The following is a 14,554-nucleotide window of genomic DNA, read 5'->3' on the forward strand; positions in this document are numbered from 1 at the left end:
GTTTCCCCGGGGCGGGCCCGGTCGTTGAGTCCCACGTGAGGCATCCACAACGGCGCGCACGGCGCGCGGGGGCCGCGTTGGCCGCGGTACTGACATGGGCGGGGCTGCTGGCGGGAGCCGTCGGTTGCTCCTCGGACGACACGGAGGGGCTCGGCATCGACCACGTCCTCGGCGGCGCACCCCCGGCCGCCGAGGACGTCATCCGCATCTCCCCGGACGACGGCACCAAGGCCGTACGTCCCGGCGAACGGCTTACGGTACGGGTGCCCGGCGGCCGCCTGGAATCCGTCAGCGTCGTCAAGTCCCAGGACGCCCAGGACTCCCCGGTCCCCGGGCACATCGCCGCGGACGGCACGACCTGGCGGCCCGACGACCCGAAACTCGCGCTCGCCGCCAAGTACACGGTCGACGCGGTCGCCCTGGACGGCCACGGCCGCCGCTCGGCCCGCCACACCACCTTCACCACGCTCGTCCCCGACGAACGCTTCATCGGATACGTCACCCCCGAGAACCGAGCCACCGTCGGCACCGGCATGATCGTCTCCCTCGCCTTCAGCCGCGACATCGAGAACCGGGCCGCCGTCGAGCGCGCCGTCCGGGTCAGCGCCAGACCCGCGGTCGAGATCCGCCCGCACTGGTTCGGCAAGAACCGGCTCGACTTCCGCCCCGCGCACTACTGGCAGCCCGGCACGGTCGTCACCGTCGGCCTCGAACTCCGCGACGTCGAGGGGGCCCGTGGGGTCTACGGCCTCCAGTACAAGACGTTCACCTTCACCGTCGGCCGCAGCCAGGTCTCCCTCGTCGACGCGGCGAAACACACGATGGAGGTCCGCCGCGACGGCGACCTGCTCGCCACCGTCCCGATCACCGCGGGCGCGCCCGCCCACACCACCTACAACGGGAAGATGGTGGTGATGGAGATGCACGAGGTGACCCGCATGAACAGCCGCACGGTCGGCTTCGGCGGCGAGTACGACATCCCCGACGTCCCGCACGCTCTCAAACTCACCGACTCCGGCACCTTCCTGCACGGCAACTACTGGGCGCCGGACGCCCCCGGACACGTCAACGTCAGCCACGGCTGCGTGGGCCTGCGCGATGTGAAGGGCGGCAGCTCGGACACGCCCGCGGGCTGGTTCTACGACCGCACCCTGATCGGGGACGTCGTCGAAGTCGTGCACAGCAACGACAAAATGGTCACTCCCGACAATGGCCTCGGAGGATGGAACATGGGCTGGAAGGAGTGGAAGGCGGGCGGCGCGGTCAAGTAACCGGGTGGGGGGAACGGTTCGGTGCGGGCGGAAGCCGCCGTGCGAGGCGACAGAAGTTGCGACGCAACGGTGACATTCGCCCAACACCAAGCTCAAAACCGTCCGGTTAATATGCGCCAATGCGCGGGCGGAACGCGCTGGGGCGGGCCTGACCAGGCCCTGGGAGGGGAGAACGACTTTGAACGTACGGCCGATATCGGGGGCGACGGTCCAGGCCCGGAGGAAGGGTCTGGCCGTCGCGGCCGGTGTTCTGCTCATGGCGGTCACCGCGTGCGGGGGCGGCGGCTCCGCCGACAAGGGCAGCGGGGACAGCAAGGCGAAGGACTCCACGACGCAGGCGAGCAAGCAGTCCGTCGCCACCGTCAGCATCAGCCCCAAGTCCGGGGCGACCGGCGTGGACACCAGCGGGACGCTCAAGGTCAGCGCGGCCAAGGGCAAGCTGACCGACGTGGAGGTCAAGGACTCCAAGGGCAACAAGATCGACGGCACGATCGCGGCGGGCGGCGCCAGCTGGACGCCCGCCGGCCATCTCGCCAACTCCACGAAGTACACGGTGCACGCGGTCGCGAAGGACACCGAGGGGCGTGAGTCCGCCGAGGACTCCACATTCACCACGCTCACCCCGAAGAACACGTTCACCGGCTACTTCACGCCGGAGGACGGCTCGACGGTCGGCGTCGGGATGCCGTTCTCCATACGTTTCACCCGGGGCATCACCGACCCGGCCGCCGTCGAGAAGGCGATCACCGTCAAGACCGAGCCGGCGGTCGACGTCCAGGGCCACTGGTTCGGCAACGACCGCCTCGACTTCCGTCCCGAGGACTACTGGAAGTCCGGCACGAAGGTCTCCGTCACCCTGAACCTCAACGGCGTCGAAGGCCGCGACGGGGTGTACGGGGAGCAGGCCAAGACCGTGAAGTTCACGATCGGCCGCAACCAGGTGTCCGTCGTAGACGCCAAGAAGCACACGATGAAGGTCATGCAGGACGGCAAGGTCGTGAAGACCCTCGCCGTCACGACCGGCAAGCCCGGCTACGACACGTGGAACGGCCAGATGGTCATCAGCGAGAAGCTGCGGGTGACCCGGATGAACGGCGAGACGGTCGGCTACGGCGGCGAGTACGACATCAAGGACGTGCCGGACGCGATGCGGCTGACCACGTCCGGCACGTTCATCCACGGCAACTACTGGGGCGGGGACGCCTTCGGCAACTACAACGCCAGCCACGGGTGCGTGGGGCTGCGCGACATCCGGGGCGGGGGTGACCGGGGAGTGCCGGCCGCCTGGTTCTTCGACCACTCGATCATCGGCGATGTGGTGACGGTGAAGAACTCGAACGACGAGACCGTGTCTCCCGACAACGGCCTCAACGGCTGGAACATGTCCTGGAAGCAGTGGACCGCGTAGTTCGTCGGCGGAGTAGGGACAGTGAACGCCCGCTAACCTGCGAGGCATGACTGTAACCCTCGAAGTCGCCGAAGGTGTCGGCACTCTGCGCCTGGACCGGCCCCCGATGAACGCCCTGGACGTCGCCACCCAGGACCGGCTCAAGGAACTGGCGGAGGAGGCCACCCGCCGCGAGGACGTTCGCGCCGTTGTGATCTACGGCGGTGAGAAGGTCTTCGCGGCCGGGGCCGATATCAAGGAAATGCAGAACATGGACCACGCGGCCATGATTCTGCGCTCCCGGGATCTCCAGGACTCCTTCACCGCCGTCGCCCGGATTCCCAAGCCGGTCGTCGCCGCCGTCACCGGGTACGCCCTGGGCGGCGGTTGCGAGCTCGCCCTGTGCGCCGACTACCGGATCGCCGCCGACAACGCCAAGCTCGGTCAGCCGGAGATCCTGCTCGGGCTGATCCCGGGGGCCGGCGGCACCCAGCGGCTGCCCCGTCTGGTCGGGCCCTCCAAGGCCAAGGACCTGATCTTCACGGGCCGTATGGTCAAGGCGGACGAGGCCCTCGCCATCGGCCTGGTCGACCGGGTCGTACCCGCCGCCGACGTCTACACCGAGGCGCACGCCTGGGCGGCCCGGCTCGCCCAGGGGCCCGCGATCGCGCTCCGGGCGGCCAAGGAGGCGATCGACACCGGTGTCGAGACCGACCTGGAGACCGGGCTCGCCGTCGAACGGAACTGGTTCGCAGGGCTGTTCGCGACCGAGGATCGGGAGCGCGGTATGCGCAGCTTCGTGGAGGAAGGGCCGGGCAAGGCGAAGTTCCTGTGATCTTCGTCTGGTTGTAAAAGCTCCGAACGGCTTGCAATTGACGTGATGTCTGATTCCGGGGTCCCTCGATGGGGCGGTTTATGGGAGTCTTAACCCACCCTTAAGTCTGCCTTGTCGAGGGAGTCTGTCGATTGCCCGGAGATGAGCCGTCGCCGCAGGTCGGGCAGGCTGTCAGGGCCTCCGAAATGCCGATGGCATATGCCGCTCGGCCGATGTCGGGTGGGAGCTTCGCGGGGGCGTATTCCTCCGGAACGGCCCCGGAGGGCGCGCCGTGCGGTCATGATGGGGGCATGGCGGGGCTGGAGGGCATCGAACAGCCGCGGGGACACAGCCGTGCGGCCGCGGCGCGGTGGTCGCCTGCGGTCGAGGACGAGCGGGCACTCAAGGCGATCGAACTCTTCGGCAATCCTACGGAAGCCGAGGTTCCGCTGCCGTCCCGCCCCGAGTCCGCGGCGACCGCCCGCCGGCTCGCCCAGGTCGTCGTCCTACGTCAGTGGCGGCTCAGCCCGAAGATGACGGAGGACGCGGTCTTACTCGTCTCCGAACTCGTGGGCAACGCCGTACGGCACACCGGTGCCCGCGTGTTCGGCCTGCGGATGCGCCGCCGCCCGGGATGGATCCGGATCGAGGTGCGGGATCCCTCGCGAGGGCTGCCGTGCCTGATGCCGGTTCAGGACATGGACATCAGCGGGCGGGGCCTGTTCCTGGTGGACAAGCTGTCGGACCGGTGGGGCGTCGATTTGCTGCCGCGAGGAAAGACGACGTGGTTCGAGATGCGGGTGGCCGATCGGTGAGTGGCTCGCCTGACTAGCCCCCTATCAGGTCAATCACCCATTTTCTTACCCAGTCCCCCTTAAATGGGGCGAGTGACCACCTCCAACCGACGCGACGTCCTCCGTGCGGGCGCCGGCCTCATCGCCGGAGGCACGCTCGCCACCGGTTGCGGCACCACCGGTACAGACGCACCACCCCCGCACCCTGCCGCCAACCTCGCCTCGACCACCCCCACCTCGGCCGCACCCGCCGCCGCCCCCGCCCCCCGCGCCTTTCCCGGACAGCCGCTCCAGATCACCCACGGCCCCCGCGCGAGCACCTCCGTCGCGCTCACCTTCCACGGCCAGGGCGACCCCACCCTCGCCACCCGGATCCTCACCACCGCCGAGGAACACGGCGCCCGCCTCACGGTCCTGGCCGTGGGCAGCTGGCTCGACGCACACCCCGCCATGGCCCGCCGCGTCCTCGACGGCGGCCACGACCTCGGCAACCACACCCAGCGGCACATCTCCGTCAACGCCATGGCCGAGGCCGGCGCCCGCGCGGAGATCACCGACTGCGCGGACCGCCTCAGACGGCTCACCGGGTCGATCGGCAGCTGGTTCCGCCCGTCCAGGGCACCCACTGCCTCGCCGCTCGTCGCCCGGCTCGCCACCGAGGCCGGCTATCCGCACGTGCTGTCCTACGACGTCGACTCGCTCGACTACACCCGGCCCGGCGCGGCCGCCATCACCCGCAAGGTGCTCGCGGAGGTCACGGGCGGCTCGGTGGTGAGCATGCACTTCGGGTATCCCGACACGGCCGCCGCCCTCCCCGCCGTACTCCAAGAACTCGACAGCCGCGGACTGCGCGCGGTCACCACCACGGAGCTGCTGAGCTGATGCCAACCACGAAAGCCGCCCGGCTGCCCGCCGCCCTCGCCGCCCTCGCCGCTCTCGCGCTGCTGTCCGCGTGCGGCGGCGGATCCGACCCCGGGACACCGGCCGCCCGCAGCACCGCTCCCGCGCAGCCGCAGGCGAAGAAGGCGGAGCCGGTCGTCGACGTGCTGCCGGGCATGCCCCCGGTCCTCGACCCGCACGACGTGTACGCCGCCGACCGCCCCGGCAACCTCTCGCCCGCAGTCAAGGACTTCCCGACCCGGATCTACGTCCCCAACACCAACTCCGACACGGTCTCCGTCATCGACCCGAAGACCTACAGGGTGACCGAGACCATCCGGGTGGGCCGCCAGCCCCAGCACGTCGTGCCGTCCTGGGACCTGAAGACCCTGTGGGTCAACAACGACCTGGGCAACAGCCTCACCCCCATCGACCCGAGGACCGGCCGGGCCGGGCAGCCGGTCGCCGTGCACGACCCGTACAACCTGTACTTCACGCCCAACGGCAGGTACGCGATCGTGATGGCCTCCAACGACCGCCAACTGGTCTTCCGGGACGCGCACACCATGCAGACCGTCAAGGCCGTCCCGGTCACCTGCTACGGCGTCAACCACGCCGACTTCTCCCTGGACGGCCGGTACTTCATCGTCTCCTGCGAGTTCAGCGGGGAGGTGCTCAAGGTGGACACCGAGAAGATGGAGGTGCTCCGCCAGGAGAAACTCCCGTTCCACGGCGCCATGCCGCAGGACGTCAAGGTCTCGCCCGACGGCAAGCTCTTCTACATCGCCGACATGATGGCCGACGGGCTGTGGATCCTGGACGGCGACCGTTTCACCAAGCCCACCTTCCTGGCCACCGGCAAGGGCGCCCACGGGCTCTACGTCAGCCGGGACTCCCGCGAGATGTACGTCTCCAACCGGGGCGAGGGCACCATCTCCGTCTTCGACTTCGCCCAGAACCGGCTGACGAAGAAGTGGCGGCTGCCGGGCGGCGGCAGCCCGGACATGGGCGGCGTGTCGGCGGACGGCAAGATCCTGTGGCTGTCCGGCCGTTACAACTCCGAGGTGTACGCCATCGACACCCGCACCGGCACCGAACTGGCCCGCATCCACGTCGGCAGCGGCCCGCACGGCCTCGCCGTCTATCCGCAGCCGGGCCGCTACTCCCTCGGCCACACCGGCATCTTCCGCTGACCGCCCCGGGCCGGCGGGGGTTCACGCCCTGAGCAGCAGTGCCTCGGCGCCGACCGGCAGATAGCCGGCCGCCTGGAACGCCCGTACGCTGCGGGCGTTCCCCGGGGCGATCTGCGCCCACAGGGGCTCCCCGGCCAGCTGCCGGGCGGCGGTCACCAGGGCCCGGCCCAGCCCCCTCCGCCGTACCCCCTCGTCCACCTCCACCGAGACCTCGAGGCGACCGGCGACCCCCCGGCCCAGGACGACCACCCCGCCCTCCGTCGCCCAGGCGCGCACCTCTTCGCGGCGGGCGCGGGCATAGGTGACCCGGGAGTGGTCGGGGCCGGTGAGTTCGGTCAGCGGGAGGTCCGGTCGGCCCGGGAGCGGGGCGGCGACCAGCAGCGCGTCGATGGTCTCCTGCTCGCGGCCCGTGCGGTCCATCAGGGCGATGAGGAAGCGCGCGTTCATGGTCGCGCACAGCGGGTCGCAGGGGAGCGCGCGCAGAGTGTCGTACACCCACTCCGGGTCCTCGTCGGTGAAGACCACCGAGTGCGCGGTGAAGGAGAGCACGCCCGCGTCCCGTTCGGACGGCTGCGGGACGACGGTCGTACGGCCGTCGGGCGGCGGGAAGACACCACGGGCCGCCGCGTCGAGAATGTCCCGCAAGGTCTCCATGGCCGTTCCCGCTCCTTGACTCTCCACCCGCTGGAAGGCCCACACTCGCAGACGTGATCGACAACGGCACCGGACTTCTCACCATCGGCGAGCTGGCACGCGCGACCGGGCTGACCGTGCGCACCATCCGCTACTGGTCCGACGAGGGCGTGCTCACCCCGGTGGGCCGCTCGTCGGGCGGCTACCGGCTGTACGACGCCGAGTCCTTCGCCCGGCTGGAGCTGATCCGCACCCTGCGCGAACTGGGCCTCGGCCTGGCGCACGTGCGTGCGGTCCTGTCCGGCGAGCAGACGGTGGCGGAGGTCGCGGCGGCGCACGTGGCGGCGCTGGACGCGCAGATCCGGTCGCTGAAGGTGACCCGGGCGGTGCTGTCGACGGTGGCGCGACGCGGTTCGAGTGCGGAGGAGACGACCCTGATGAACAAACTGGCGCGGCTGTCGGCGGCCGAGCGGCGGCGGATCCTGGAGGAGTTCGTCGAGGAGACGCTGCACGGGCTCGACACCGTCGATCCCGAGGTCCGCAAGCGGATGCTCGCCACCGTGGCGGAGCTGCCGGAGGACCCGACGCCCGAGCAGGTCGACGTGTGGGTGGAGCTGGCCGAGATGGTCCAGGACCCGGACTTCCGGGCCCAGATGCGCAGGGCGACCGAGTTCAACGCGGCCGATCGGGGGCCCGATGTGCCCGCCGGGACCTCCCTGTGGTTCATGAAACGGCTCATCGACCTGGTGGGTGAGGCGCGTCGGCGGGGCATCGCGCCCGAGGCGCCGGAGGCCGACGAGGTGCTGCGCGGGCTGCTGGGCGACGCCGACCCGGCCGCCGTGCTGAAACGGCTGGACGCCGCCTTCAACGACCGGCTCGCCCGCTACCGCGAACTGCTCGCCGTGCTGAAGGGCCGGCCCCTCAACGTCCACGCGGAGGAGTTCGCCTGGGCGGTCGCGGCTCTGCGGGCTCGCGTGGACCGTTAATCTGACCTGCGACAGTACGCCGACACGGCACAGGCAATACGAACAAAAGGGGCGGATCGGTGGCGGACATCGAAGAAGCGCGCATTCACTTCCAGCGGATCGATGCGGACGGTGACGGTTTCATCACCGCCGTCGAGTTCAAGAGCGCCCTCGCGCAGGGCGGCGACTGGAACGTCACCGAGACGGTCGCCCAGGCGATCATCAACAGCCGCGACCTGAACGGCGACAAGGTTCTGTCGTTCGACGAGTTCTGGGCCCACCTGAGCAAGTAGGCGTCGGGAGCGAAGAGTGCGGGGGCCCGGAACCCGGGCCCCCTTTTCTCATACCCGGGGGCCGTTCCCCGCCTTGGGACTCGACGCGGGCGGTCCGGCGGGTGCCGGGCCCTGACACTGCGGTCGGGGCCGACGGATCCGCTCGCGGGCTAGGCGGTGGGCCGGGCGGAGCCGGCGGATGCGGTGGATCCGTTCGCGGGTTGGCCGGCCGACCTGCGGTATTGGCCCGGTGCCACGCCGTACTCCCGCTTGAAGGCCTTGGCGAAGGCGAACTCCGAGGTGTAGCCGGTGCGCTCGGCCACCTGCCGGAGCGGGAGAGCGTCCTCGCGCAGCAGGCGGCCCGCCGTGGTCATCCGCCACCAGGTCAGATAGGCCGACGGCGGTTCACCCACCAGAGCGGTGAAGCGGCGCGCGAAGGCCGCGCGGGAGAGTCCGCCCCGCGCGCCCAGCTCCGCCACCGTCCAGGAGCGCGCCGGCTCGCTGTGGATGGCGCGCAGCGCCGCCGAGACCGCGGGGTCGGCCAGCGCGGCGGACCAGCCCCGGTCCTGGCCGGCGCCGCGCTCCCGCAGCCACCAGGCCCGCAGGATGTAGAGCAGCAGGGTGTCGAGCAGCGAGGTGACGATCGCGTCCGCGCCCGGCTGCCGGTCCTCCAGTTCCATACCCAGCAGTTCCACCGCGGCCCGCAGCGAGCGGTGGGTGCCCACCCGGGCGGGCAGGTGGATCACCTCCGGCAGCTCGGACAGCAGCCGGTGGGGGCGGGAGCGGTCCAGCCGGTAGGCACCGCACAGCAGGACCGTGTCCGGTTCCGATTCCCGGGCGGGGACCGGTGGTTCGGGCCAGCGGCCGTCCGGGCCGGGCCGCACGTCCTCCAGCGGTGCGTTCGGTCCGCTGGCCAGCGCGTGACCGTGGCCGTGGGCCAGGAACACCACGTCCCCCGGTCCCACCGCCACCGGCCGGCCCGTCGCCGGGACGAGCCAGGCCGACCCGCGCAGCACCACATGGAACCCGGCGCCCTCCGAGGCCGCGAACCGCATCCCCCAGGGCGCGTGCTTGTCCCGGCGGGAGGAGTGCGGCCGTCCGGTGCGCATCGCGGCGACCGCGTCGCTCAGTACGTCCATGCCCGAACGCTAGCCGAGCGGGTGCCGGGCGAGACGGACGGACAGAAAAGCGAGTCAGCAGGACATGGTTCGTCTCGTGGGTGCCGCCTAGCGTCGATCACATGACGAACACCGCACGTACCGTGCTCTTCCACGAAGTAGGCGGACCCGACGTCCTGACCGTCGAGGACGCACCCGTCCCGGACCCCGGCCCCGGCCAGGTCGCCGTACGCGTCCAGGCGTTGGGCCTCAACCGCGCGGAAGCCCTGTTCCGGGCGGGGACTTACTACTACCAGCCGTCCCTGCCCGCCTCCCGGCTCGGGTACGAGGCCGCCGGAGTCGTCGAAGCGGTCGGTGAGGGCGTCACCGAACCCGCTGTCGGCGACCCGGTGACGACCGGCCCCGGGATCGAGATGAGCGCGCAGGGCGTCTACGCGGAACGGGTGGTGCTGCCCGCGGCCTCGGTGGTACCCCGCCCCGCCACCGTGGACCCGGTCACCGGCGCCGCGGCCTGGCTGACGTACACGACGGCGTACGGCGGACTGCTGGAGACCGGGGGGCTGCGGCCCGGCGACCACGTACTGATCACCGGGGCGTCCAGCGGGGTCGGCACCGCCGCGATCCAGGTCGCCCGCCGCATCGGCGCGACCCCGATCGTCACCACCCGCACCGAGGCCAAGCGGAAGCGGCTGCTGGAGCTGGGCGCGGCGGAGGTGATCGTCACAGCGGACACGACGGCGGAGGCCGTTGCCGAGGAGGTCAGGCGGCTCACCGGGGGCAGGGGAGCGGAGGTGATGTTCGACGCGATCGGCGGGCCCGGCTTCCGTCCGCTGGCGGAGGGACTGGCGCCGGGCGGCTCCATGGTGGTCTACGGCTGGCTGGACCGGCGGCCCGCCGAGATCCCCTGGAACTGGCCCTTCACCATCCACACGTACGCCAACCAGGTCCTCACCTCCACCCCGGAGGGACGTCGCCGCTCCACCGCCTTCCTCAACGCGGGCCTGGCCGACGGCGGCTTCCGCCCGGTCGTCGGTGAGGTGCTGGACGGCCTGGACCGCATCCGGGACGCGCACCGTCTGATGGAGTCCAACGCCCACCTGGGCAAGATCGTCGTACGGCTCTGAGGGCCGGAACCGGCGCCTCACCCGGTCGGCGCAGCCGTGGAACAGGTCAGGCACACCCGAGGTTGATGTACCGCAGCAGTGTGTGTACGCATGTGCATCGACTCTCGAAGGGCGTGTCATGAAGATCGGCATCATCGGCGCGGGCAACATCGGCGGCAACCTCACCCGGCGGCTCACCGCCCTCGGTCACGACGTGTCCGTGGCGAACTCGCGCGGCCCCGAGACCCTCCGCGAACTGGCCGAGGAGACGGGAGCGACCGCCGTACCGGCCGAGGAGGCCGCGCGCGGGGCTGAGGTCGTGGTCGTCACGGTCCCGGTGAAGGCGGTCCCGAACCTGCCGGCGGGCCTGCTGGACGGCGCGGCGGCGAACGTCGCCGTGATCGACACCGGCAACTACTACCCGCGGGAGCGGGACGGCCGTATCGACGAGATCGAGGACCGGGGTCTCACGGAGAGCCGCTGGACCGAGCGGCAGATCGGGCACCCCGTGATCAAGGCCTTCAACGGCACCTTCGCCCAGGACATCCTGGACCGCCACCGCCCGGCCGGCGACCCCGGCCGGCAGGCCGTCCCGGTCTCCGGCGACGACGAGGCGGCCAAGCGGGTCGTCCGCGCCCTGATCGACGAACTCGGCTTCGACACGGTCGACAACGGTGGCATCGACGACTCCTGGCGCCAGCAGCCGGGCACCCCGGTGTACGGCCTGCGGGACGGCGTCGAGGGCGTACGGAAGGCCCTGGCGGAGGCGTCCCCGGAGCGGCCGGACGGCTTCCGGGGCTAGGACGGCGGAGTGGGCCCCGGGGCTTGCGCACACCCGGACCGGGATCGGCGCGCTGTGCGCCATATGGCGTAGACGTGGGCGCCGGCGGGTTCTATCCAGGACACGGCAGGCCGCGCCGGCGGCCGGGGCGCTGTGTCCGGTCGCCCGGCGCCACCCGGACTCCCCGTGGGCTTCGGGGGAACCGTCACGTGCGAGAGCGAGACCGGGGGACGCTCCCGGCACGGGCGGGGCCACGGGGACGGCCGGCGGCGGGACCGATCCGGGGAGCCCGGTCCCGCCGCCCGTGCCGCACCGGACGACGGCCGAGGCCGTCGCCGTCGCCGGGCCGCGCTCAATCCCCCTTCTTCGCCCAGGAGGTGAGGGCGGCCTTGCTGGCGAAGTCCGCCACGTTCTTGTCGTGCGGGTCGCTGGTGTACTGGTGGAAACGCCACTTGGCCTCGATGCGCGGGTGGCCGGCGCTGACGTAGTCGGCGATCCAGAGGCCGTCGCCGGCGAACGAGGTGCTGTCGACGTTCAGCCAGAAGTTGCGGTTGGTGTAGAGCACCACCCGGTGGCTGGGCCGCAGTTCCTGCACTGATCGGATGAAACGATCCTTCTCGGCGTTGCTCGCGTGCGTGCCGTCGCCGGTGGTCTCCCAGTCGACGGCGAGGATCTCACCGGCCTTCTCCGGGGCGTGTTCGACGAAGTACTCGGCCTGGGCGGTGAGGTTGCCCGGCCAGAGGAAGTGGTAGTAGCCGACGACCAGTCCGGCGTCGCGGCCGGTCTTGGTCTGGGCGGCGAGCTTGGGATTGACGTACGAACGCCCCTCCGTCGCCTTGATGAAGACGAAGGAGAGGCCGTCCGTGTCGTAGGCGGAGGACTGGTACGCGCTCACGTCGATTCCGTGCAGCATGTGGGGGGCTCCCTGGGTGCCGGTGGGGAGGGGAGGGCAAAGAGTGGGGGGCAGGAATTGCAACGGCAGATTCCGTATTCCCCGGATCGGCACCGGCGATCCGCGTGGGCGCGTGATTTGTCAGCTTCGGGTGGCCACCTCGCCGAGCACGGCCGCCGACTTCGTCGACCAGTCCGAGGTGATGACGGCGGCGTGGTCGGCCGCGAGCAGCGCGAGCCGCGCCGCGACCTCGGCGTCCGTCGGGCTGGTCGAGGAGATCGCCGGTGAGACGTTGTTGGCGTCCGTCATGATCAGGATGTAGTGGTTCGTGGAGTAGAACGACGTGTCGTAGCCGTTGTTGACGTAGGTCGCGGCGTCGCCGTCGAAGAACACGAACCAGGGCTGGATACTGGCGTCGTACCGGCTGGTGCGCGGGTCCCCGTTCGCCGCGCCCAGCACGGCCGGGAAGGCCTGGGCCGCGGAGATCTGCCCGGCGGCGTACAGGTCCCGGAGGTGGTCGCCGTACTCCTCGTCGGTCCAGTAGTGGTCGAACGGGTTGGCCTGCTCCACCGTGCCCGGGATCAGCTCGAAGATGAACTTGCCCTTGAGCGCGTCCCGGCTGGGCCAGGCGTCGGCCTTGGCGGCCGCGTCGAGCGTGGCGTAGGAGGAGCCGAGCAGGTCGGCGGGCTTGTACACGCTGTTGCCGAGCTTCTGCGAGACGAGCGTGTCGAACTCGTCGGGCCCGAGGCCCACGTTGTTGTTGAACCCGACCTTCAGCTCGACCTTGACGACGATGGGCGCGTGGTCCGGGTGCAGCTGCTCCCAGGCGGCCATGTTGTCGAGGCAGCTGCCCAGGTCCTGGTTCCGGCTCTGGCTGTACAACTCGCTCGGCGTGTCGGCGTGTTCGCAGTTGTTGTCGTTGCCGAACGGGTTGCTGTGGCTGACCCGCCACCGCTTGGTGATGCTGTCCGCGTACACGTCCAGCTCCAGCAGCGAGGCCCCGGAGTCCAGCGCCTGCGCCCAGTAGGTGTACTTGTCCTTCTCGTACGCGTTGTGCGTACCGATGGCGGTGGTCCCGGAGAACTTCGTCGAACCCGTGTCCGCGTGCGCGGTGCCGGGGACCACCAGGAACAGCGCCCCGGCGGCGACGACCGCCGCCAGCCGTCTGAGAACCCGCATGACCCAACTCCCTCAGTTTGATGGTGAGTTGGCGGAAGCGTAGAAGCATGCGGTTACTGCGCGGTAGCCCCAGGGGGAACTCCGGTCACCGCGGTACGAATTCGACGGCCCCGAGGGCCGGGGGCACCACGAGCGGCGCCGGCTTGATCCGGTCCTCGCACATGTCGCCCGCCGAGCTACTCGGTGTTACCGTATAGTGGTACTCGGTACTACGCAGTACCGGAGAATCGCAGAGGGGCCCCGTGATGGACGACCTGACGGAGATGCTGAAGGGCACGCTCGAGGGCTGCGTGCTGGAGATCGTCGGCAGGGAGGAGACCTACGGGTACGCCATCACGCGTCGGCTGAACGAACTCGGCTTCGCCGACGTCATCGAGGGCACGGTCTACACGATCTTGCTGCGGCTGGAGAAGAACGGGCTCGTCCAGGTGACGAAACGACCGTCCGGGATGGGTCCGCCGCGCAAGTTCTATGCGCTCAACGACGCGGGGCGCGAAGAGCTCGCGAAGTTCTGGGTGAAATGGGAGTACCTCTCCTCACGGATCGACAAGCTCAAGGAGGGCGGGCGATGAACTTCTGGGAGACCGTTACCGGCAGCGACCTCACCCGGGAATGGAAGGCGTTCGAAGCCCGGGCCGGGGCATTGCCGGCCGACTACCGGGCGGCGTGGGAACAGATCAAGGCCCAACTCTTCCCCTACGGGGACTTCACGGGTCGCAACCTGATGCCGATCCTCGACGGTGCCCTGGGGCTGCTCGAGGAGACTGCGGCGGACGGACAGAGCGTTCACGAGGTGCTGGGCGACGACGTCGCGGGCTTCTGCGCGGCGCTGGCCGGCGGAGAAGGGGCTCGGAGCTATCGGGACCGGTGGCGCGAGCAGTTGAACCGGAACGTCGCCAGGAAATTGGGCCGGCTGGGAGGCTGACGTGAGCATCCAAGACATCATCGAAGGCAAGAAGCAGTGGCGAGCGCACATGGCACGGGTCAAGGCGCTCCCGGCGGACTATCAGATCGTCTACAGGGAGATGCAGAAGTACCTCTTCAAGGTCGGACCGGTCGGCTTGTCCGACGGGACCCTGCTCCCCGGGATCGTCGATTTCTTCGAGGAGGGCGTCGCGTCCGGCCAGGGAGTCCTGGAACTCATCGGTGACGACGTCGCTGCCTTCTGCGACGACCTGATCAAGGACTCGCGCACCTACGCGGACATCTACCAGGAGTCCCTCGGCGGAAAGCCCGGCACGGCCGAGAAGTAGGACCGACCGGCAGGGAGATC

Annotated in this window: 17 protein-coding genes; 13 read left to right on the forward strand and 4 right to left on the reverse strand. The window is 70.3% G+C overall.

Translation table 11 applies throughout. The annotated features are described in order from the left end of the window. The first annotated feature begins 35 nt into the window (after positions 1 to 35). The 6 genes from ABZ642_RS18200 to ABZ642_RS18225 all read left to right on the forward strand — a co-directional run bounded on the left by ABZ642_RS18200 (position 36) and on the right by ABZ642_RS18225 (position 6,338). Positions 36 to 1,271 (forward strand): Ig-like domain-containing protein, encoded by a 1,236-nt coding sequence (locus ABZ642_RS18200; RefSeq protein WP_360484454.1) that lies wholly within the window; start codon positions 36 to 38, stop codon positions 1,269 to 1,271. Positions 1,272 to 1,449: 178 nt separating this feature from the next. Further along, positions 1,450 to 2,679 carry an Ig-like domain-containing protein gene (locus tag ABZ642_RS18205; protein WP_360484456.1) on the forward strand — a complete coding sequence of 410 codons (1,230 nt, stop codon included), beginning with the start codon at positions 1,450 to 1,452 and terminating at the stop codon, positions 2,677 to 2,679. Positions 2,680 to 2,725: 46 nt separating this feature from the next. Further along, positions 2,726 to 3,493 carry an enoyl-CoA hydratase-related protein gene (locus ABZ642_RS18210; RefSeq protein WP_360484459.1) on the forward strand — a complete coding sequence of 256 codons (768 nt, stop codon included), beginning with the start codon at positions 2,726 to 2,728 and terminating at the stop codon, positions 3,491 to 3,493. Between the two features lie 290 nt (positions 3,494 to 3,783). Continuing rightward, positions 3,784 to 4,287: an ATP-binding protein gene (locus tag ABZ642_RS18215; RefSeq protein WP_360484462.1), complete on the forward strand. Its 504-nt coding sequence runs from the start codon at positions 3,784 to 3,786 to the stop codon at positions 4,285 to 4,287. 63 nt (positions 4,288 to 4,350) lie between these two features. Then, positions 4,351 to 5,148: a polysaccharide deacetylase family protein gene (locus tag ABZ642_RS18220; protein ID WP_360484465.1), complete on the forward strand. Its 798-nt coding sequence runs from the start codon at positions 4,351 to 4,353 to the stop codon at positions 5,146 to 5,148. Then, on the forward strand, positions 5,148 to 6,338 hold the full coding sequence (locus ABZ642_RS18225; RefSeq protein ID WP_360484467.1) for a beta-propeller fold lactonase family protein: 1,191 nt from the start codon (positions 5,148 to 5,150) through the stop codon (positions 6,336 to 6,338). Before ABZ642_RS18220 ends, ABZ642_RS18225 begins: the two co-directional genes overlap by 1 nt. 21 nt (positions 6,339 to 6,359) lie before the next feature. Here ABZ642_RS18225 and ABZ642_RS18230 read toward each other — a convergent pair whose 3' ends face one another. Continuing rightward, positions 6,360 to 6,992: a GNAT family N-acetyltransferase gene (locus tag ABZ642_RS18230; protein ID WP_360484470.1), complete on the reverse strand. Its 633-nt coding sequence runs from the start codon at positions 6,990 to 6,992 to the stop codon at positions 6,360 to 6,362. Between the two features lie 53 nt (positions 6,993 to 7,045). Between ABZ642_RS18230 and ABZ642_RS18235 the strand changes: the two genes are divergently transcribed. Both ABZ642_RS18235 and ABZ642_RS18240 read left to right on the forward strand, forming a co-directional pair. Next, entirely contained in the window at positions 7,046 to 7,957 is a 912-nt protein-coding gene (locus ABZ642_RS18235; RefSeq protein WP_360484473.1) for a MerR family transcriptional regulator, read from the forward strand. A 59-nt stretch (positions 7,958 to 8,016) separates the two neighbouring features. Then, complete coding sequence (locus ABZ642_RS18240; RefSeq protein WP_351713106.1) at positions 8,017 to 8,229, forward strand: EF-hand domain-containing protein; 213 nt, start codon at positions 8,017 to 8,019, stop codon at positions 8,227 to 8,229. Positions 8,230 to 8,378: 149 nt separating this feature from the next. On the opposite strand, the gene ABZ642_RS18245 is transcribed toward ABZ642_RS18240, so the two are convergent. Then, a complete protein-coding gene (locus ABZ642_RS18245; protein WP_360484476.1) occupies positions 8,379 to 9,347 on the reverse strand; it encodes an AraC family transcriptional regulator in 969 nt (322 codons plus the stop codon). 101 nt (positions 9,348 to 9,448) lie between these two features. Between ABZ642_RS18245 and ABZ642_RS18250 the strand changes: the two genes are divergently transcribed. Together ABZ642_RS18250 and ABZ642_RS18255 are read left to right on the forward strand one after the other, a co-directional pair. Continuing rightward, positions 9,449 to 10,450 (forward strand): zinc-dependent alcohol dehydrogenase family protein, encoded by a 1,002-nt coding sequence (locus ABZ642_RS18250; RefSeq protein ID WP_360484479.1) that lies wholly within the window; start codon positions 9,449 to 9,451, stop codon positions 10,448 to 10,450. 118 nt (positions 10,451 to 10,568) lie between these two features. Beyond that, on the forward strand, positions 10,569 to 11,231 hold the full coding sequence (locus ABZ642_RS18255) for an NAD(P)-binding domain-containing protein (RefSeq protein ID WP_360484482.1): 663 nt from the start codon (positions 10,569 to 10,571) through the stop codon (positions 11,229 to 11,231). Positions 11,232 to 11,562: 331 nt separating this feature from the next. Here the strand turns inward: ABZ642_RS18255 and ABZ642_RS18260 are convergent, their stop codons facing one another. Then, positions 11,563 to 12,123, reverse strand: coding sequence for a glycoside hydrolase family 25 protein (locus tag ABZ642_RS18260; protein WP_360484485.1), 561 nt, complete (start codon positions 12,121 to 12,123; stop codon positions 11,563 to 11,565). Between the two features lie 120 nt (positions 12,124 to 12,243). After that, positions 12,244 to 13,281, reverse strand: a complete 1,038-nt coding sequence (locus ABZ642_RS18265; protein ID WP_360484488.1) for a phosphatidylinositol-specific phospholipase C domain-containing protein — start codon at positions 13,279 to 13,281, stop codon at positions 12,244 to 12,246. Positions 13,282 to 13,526: 245 nt separating this feature from the next. Between ABZ642_RS18265 and ABZ642_RS18270 the strand changes: the two genes are divergently transcribed. The 3 genes from ABZ642_RS18270 to ABZ642_RS18280 are packed head-to-tail and all read left to right on the forward strand — an operon-like array spanning position 13,527 to position 14,534. Then, positions 13,527 to 13,853: a PadR family transcriptional regulator gene (locus tag ABZ642_RS18270; protein WP_360484491.1), complete on the forward strand. Its 327-nt coding sequence runs from the start codon at positions 13,527 to 13,529 to the stop codon at positions 13,851 to 13,853. Beyond that, a complete protein-coding gene (locus ABZ642_RS18275; RefSeq protein ID WP_360484494.1) occupies positions 13,850 to 14,206 on the forward strand; it encodes a DUF1048 domain-containing protein in 357 nt (118 codons plus the stop codon). The genes ABZ642_RS18270 and ABZ642_RS18275 overlap by 4 nt, the downstream gene beginning before the upstream one ends. A gap of 1 nt (position 14,207) precedes the next feature. Beyond that, the gene (locus ABZ642_RS18280; protein WP_360484497.1) at positions 14,208 to 14,534 is read left to right on the forward strand and encodes a DUF1048 domain-containing protein; all 327 of its coding nucleotides are present in this window, start codon (positions 14,208 to 14,210) and stop codon (positions 14,532 to 14,534) included. Positions 14,535 to 14,554: the final 20 nt, after the last annotated feature.

Source organism: Streptomyces sp. NPDC007157, assembly GCF_040634235.1.
Taxonomy (GTDB): Bacteria; Actinomycetota; Actinomycetes; order Streptomycetales; family Streptomycetaceae; genus Streptomyces.

Coding starts and splice junctions, on each gene's coding strand:
- ABZ642_RS18260 (WP_360484485.1), bottom strand. CDS start 12,123: ATGCTGCACGGAATCGACGTGAGCGCGTACCAGTCCTCCGCCTACGAC.
- ABZ642_RS18250 (WP_360484479.1), top strand. CDS start 9,449: ATGACGAACACCGCACGTACCGTGCTCTTCCACGAAGTAGGCGGACCC.
- ABZ642_RS18245 (WP_360484476.1), bottom strand. CDS start 9,347: ATGGACGTACTGAGCGACGCGGTCGCCGCGATGCGCACCGGACGGCCG.
- ABZ642_RS18210 (WP_360484459.1), top strand. CDS start 2,726: ATGACTGTAACCCTCGAAGTCGCCGAAGGTGTCGGCACTCTGCGCCTG.
- ABZ642_RS18255 (WP_360484482.1), top strand. CDS start 10,569: ATGAAGATCGGCATCATCGGCGCGGGCAACATCGGCGGCAACCTCACC.
- ABZ642_RS18220 (WP_360484465.1), top strand. CDS start 4,351: ATGGGGCGAGTGACCACCTCCAACCGACGCGACGTCCTCCGTGCGGGC.
- ABZ642_RS18225 (WP_360484467.1), top strand. CDS start 5,148: ATGCCAACCACGAAAGCCGCCCGGCTGCCCGCCGCCCTCGCCGCCCTC.
- ABZ642_RS18275 (WP_360484494.1), top strand. CDS start 13,850: ATGAACTTCTGGGAGACCGTTACCGGCAGCGACCTCACCCGGGAATGG.
- ABZ642_RS18265 (WP_360484488.1), bottom strand. CDS start 13,281: ATGCGGGTTCTCAGACGGCTGGCGGCGGTCGTCGCCGCCGGGGCGCTG.
- ABZ642_RS18270 (WP_360484491.1), top strand. CDS start 13,527: ATGGACGACCTGACGGAGATGCTGAAGGGCACGCTCGAGGGCTGCGTG.
- ABZ642_RS18215 (WP_360484462.1), top strand. CDS start 3,784: ATGGCGGGGCTGGAGGGCATCGAACAGCCGCGGGGACACAGCCGTGCG.
- ABZ642_RS18230 (WP_360484470.1), bottom strand. CDS start 6,992: ATGGAGACCTTGCGGGACATTCTCGACGCGGCGGCCCGTGGTGTCTTC.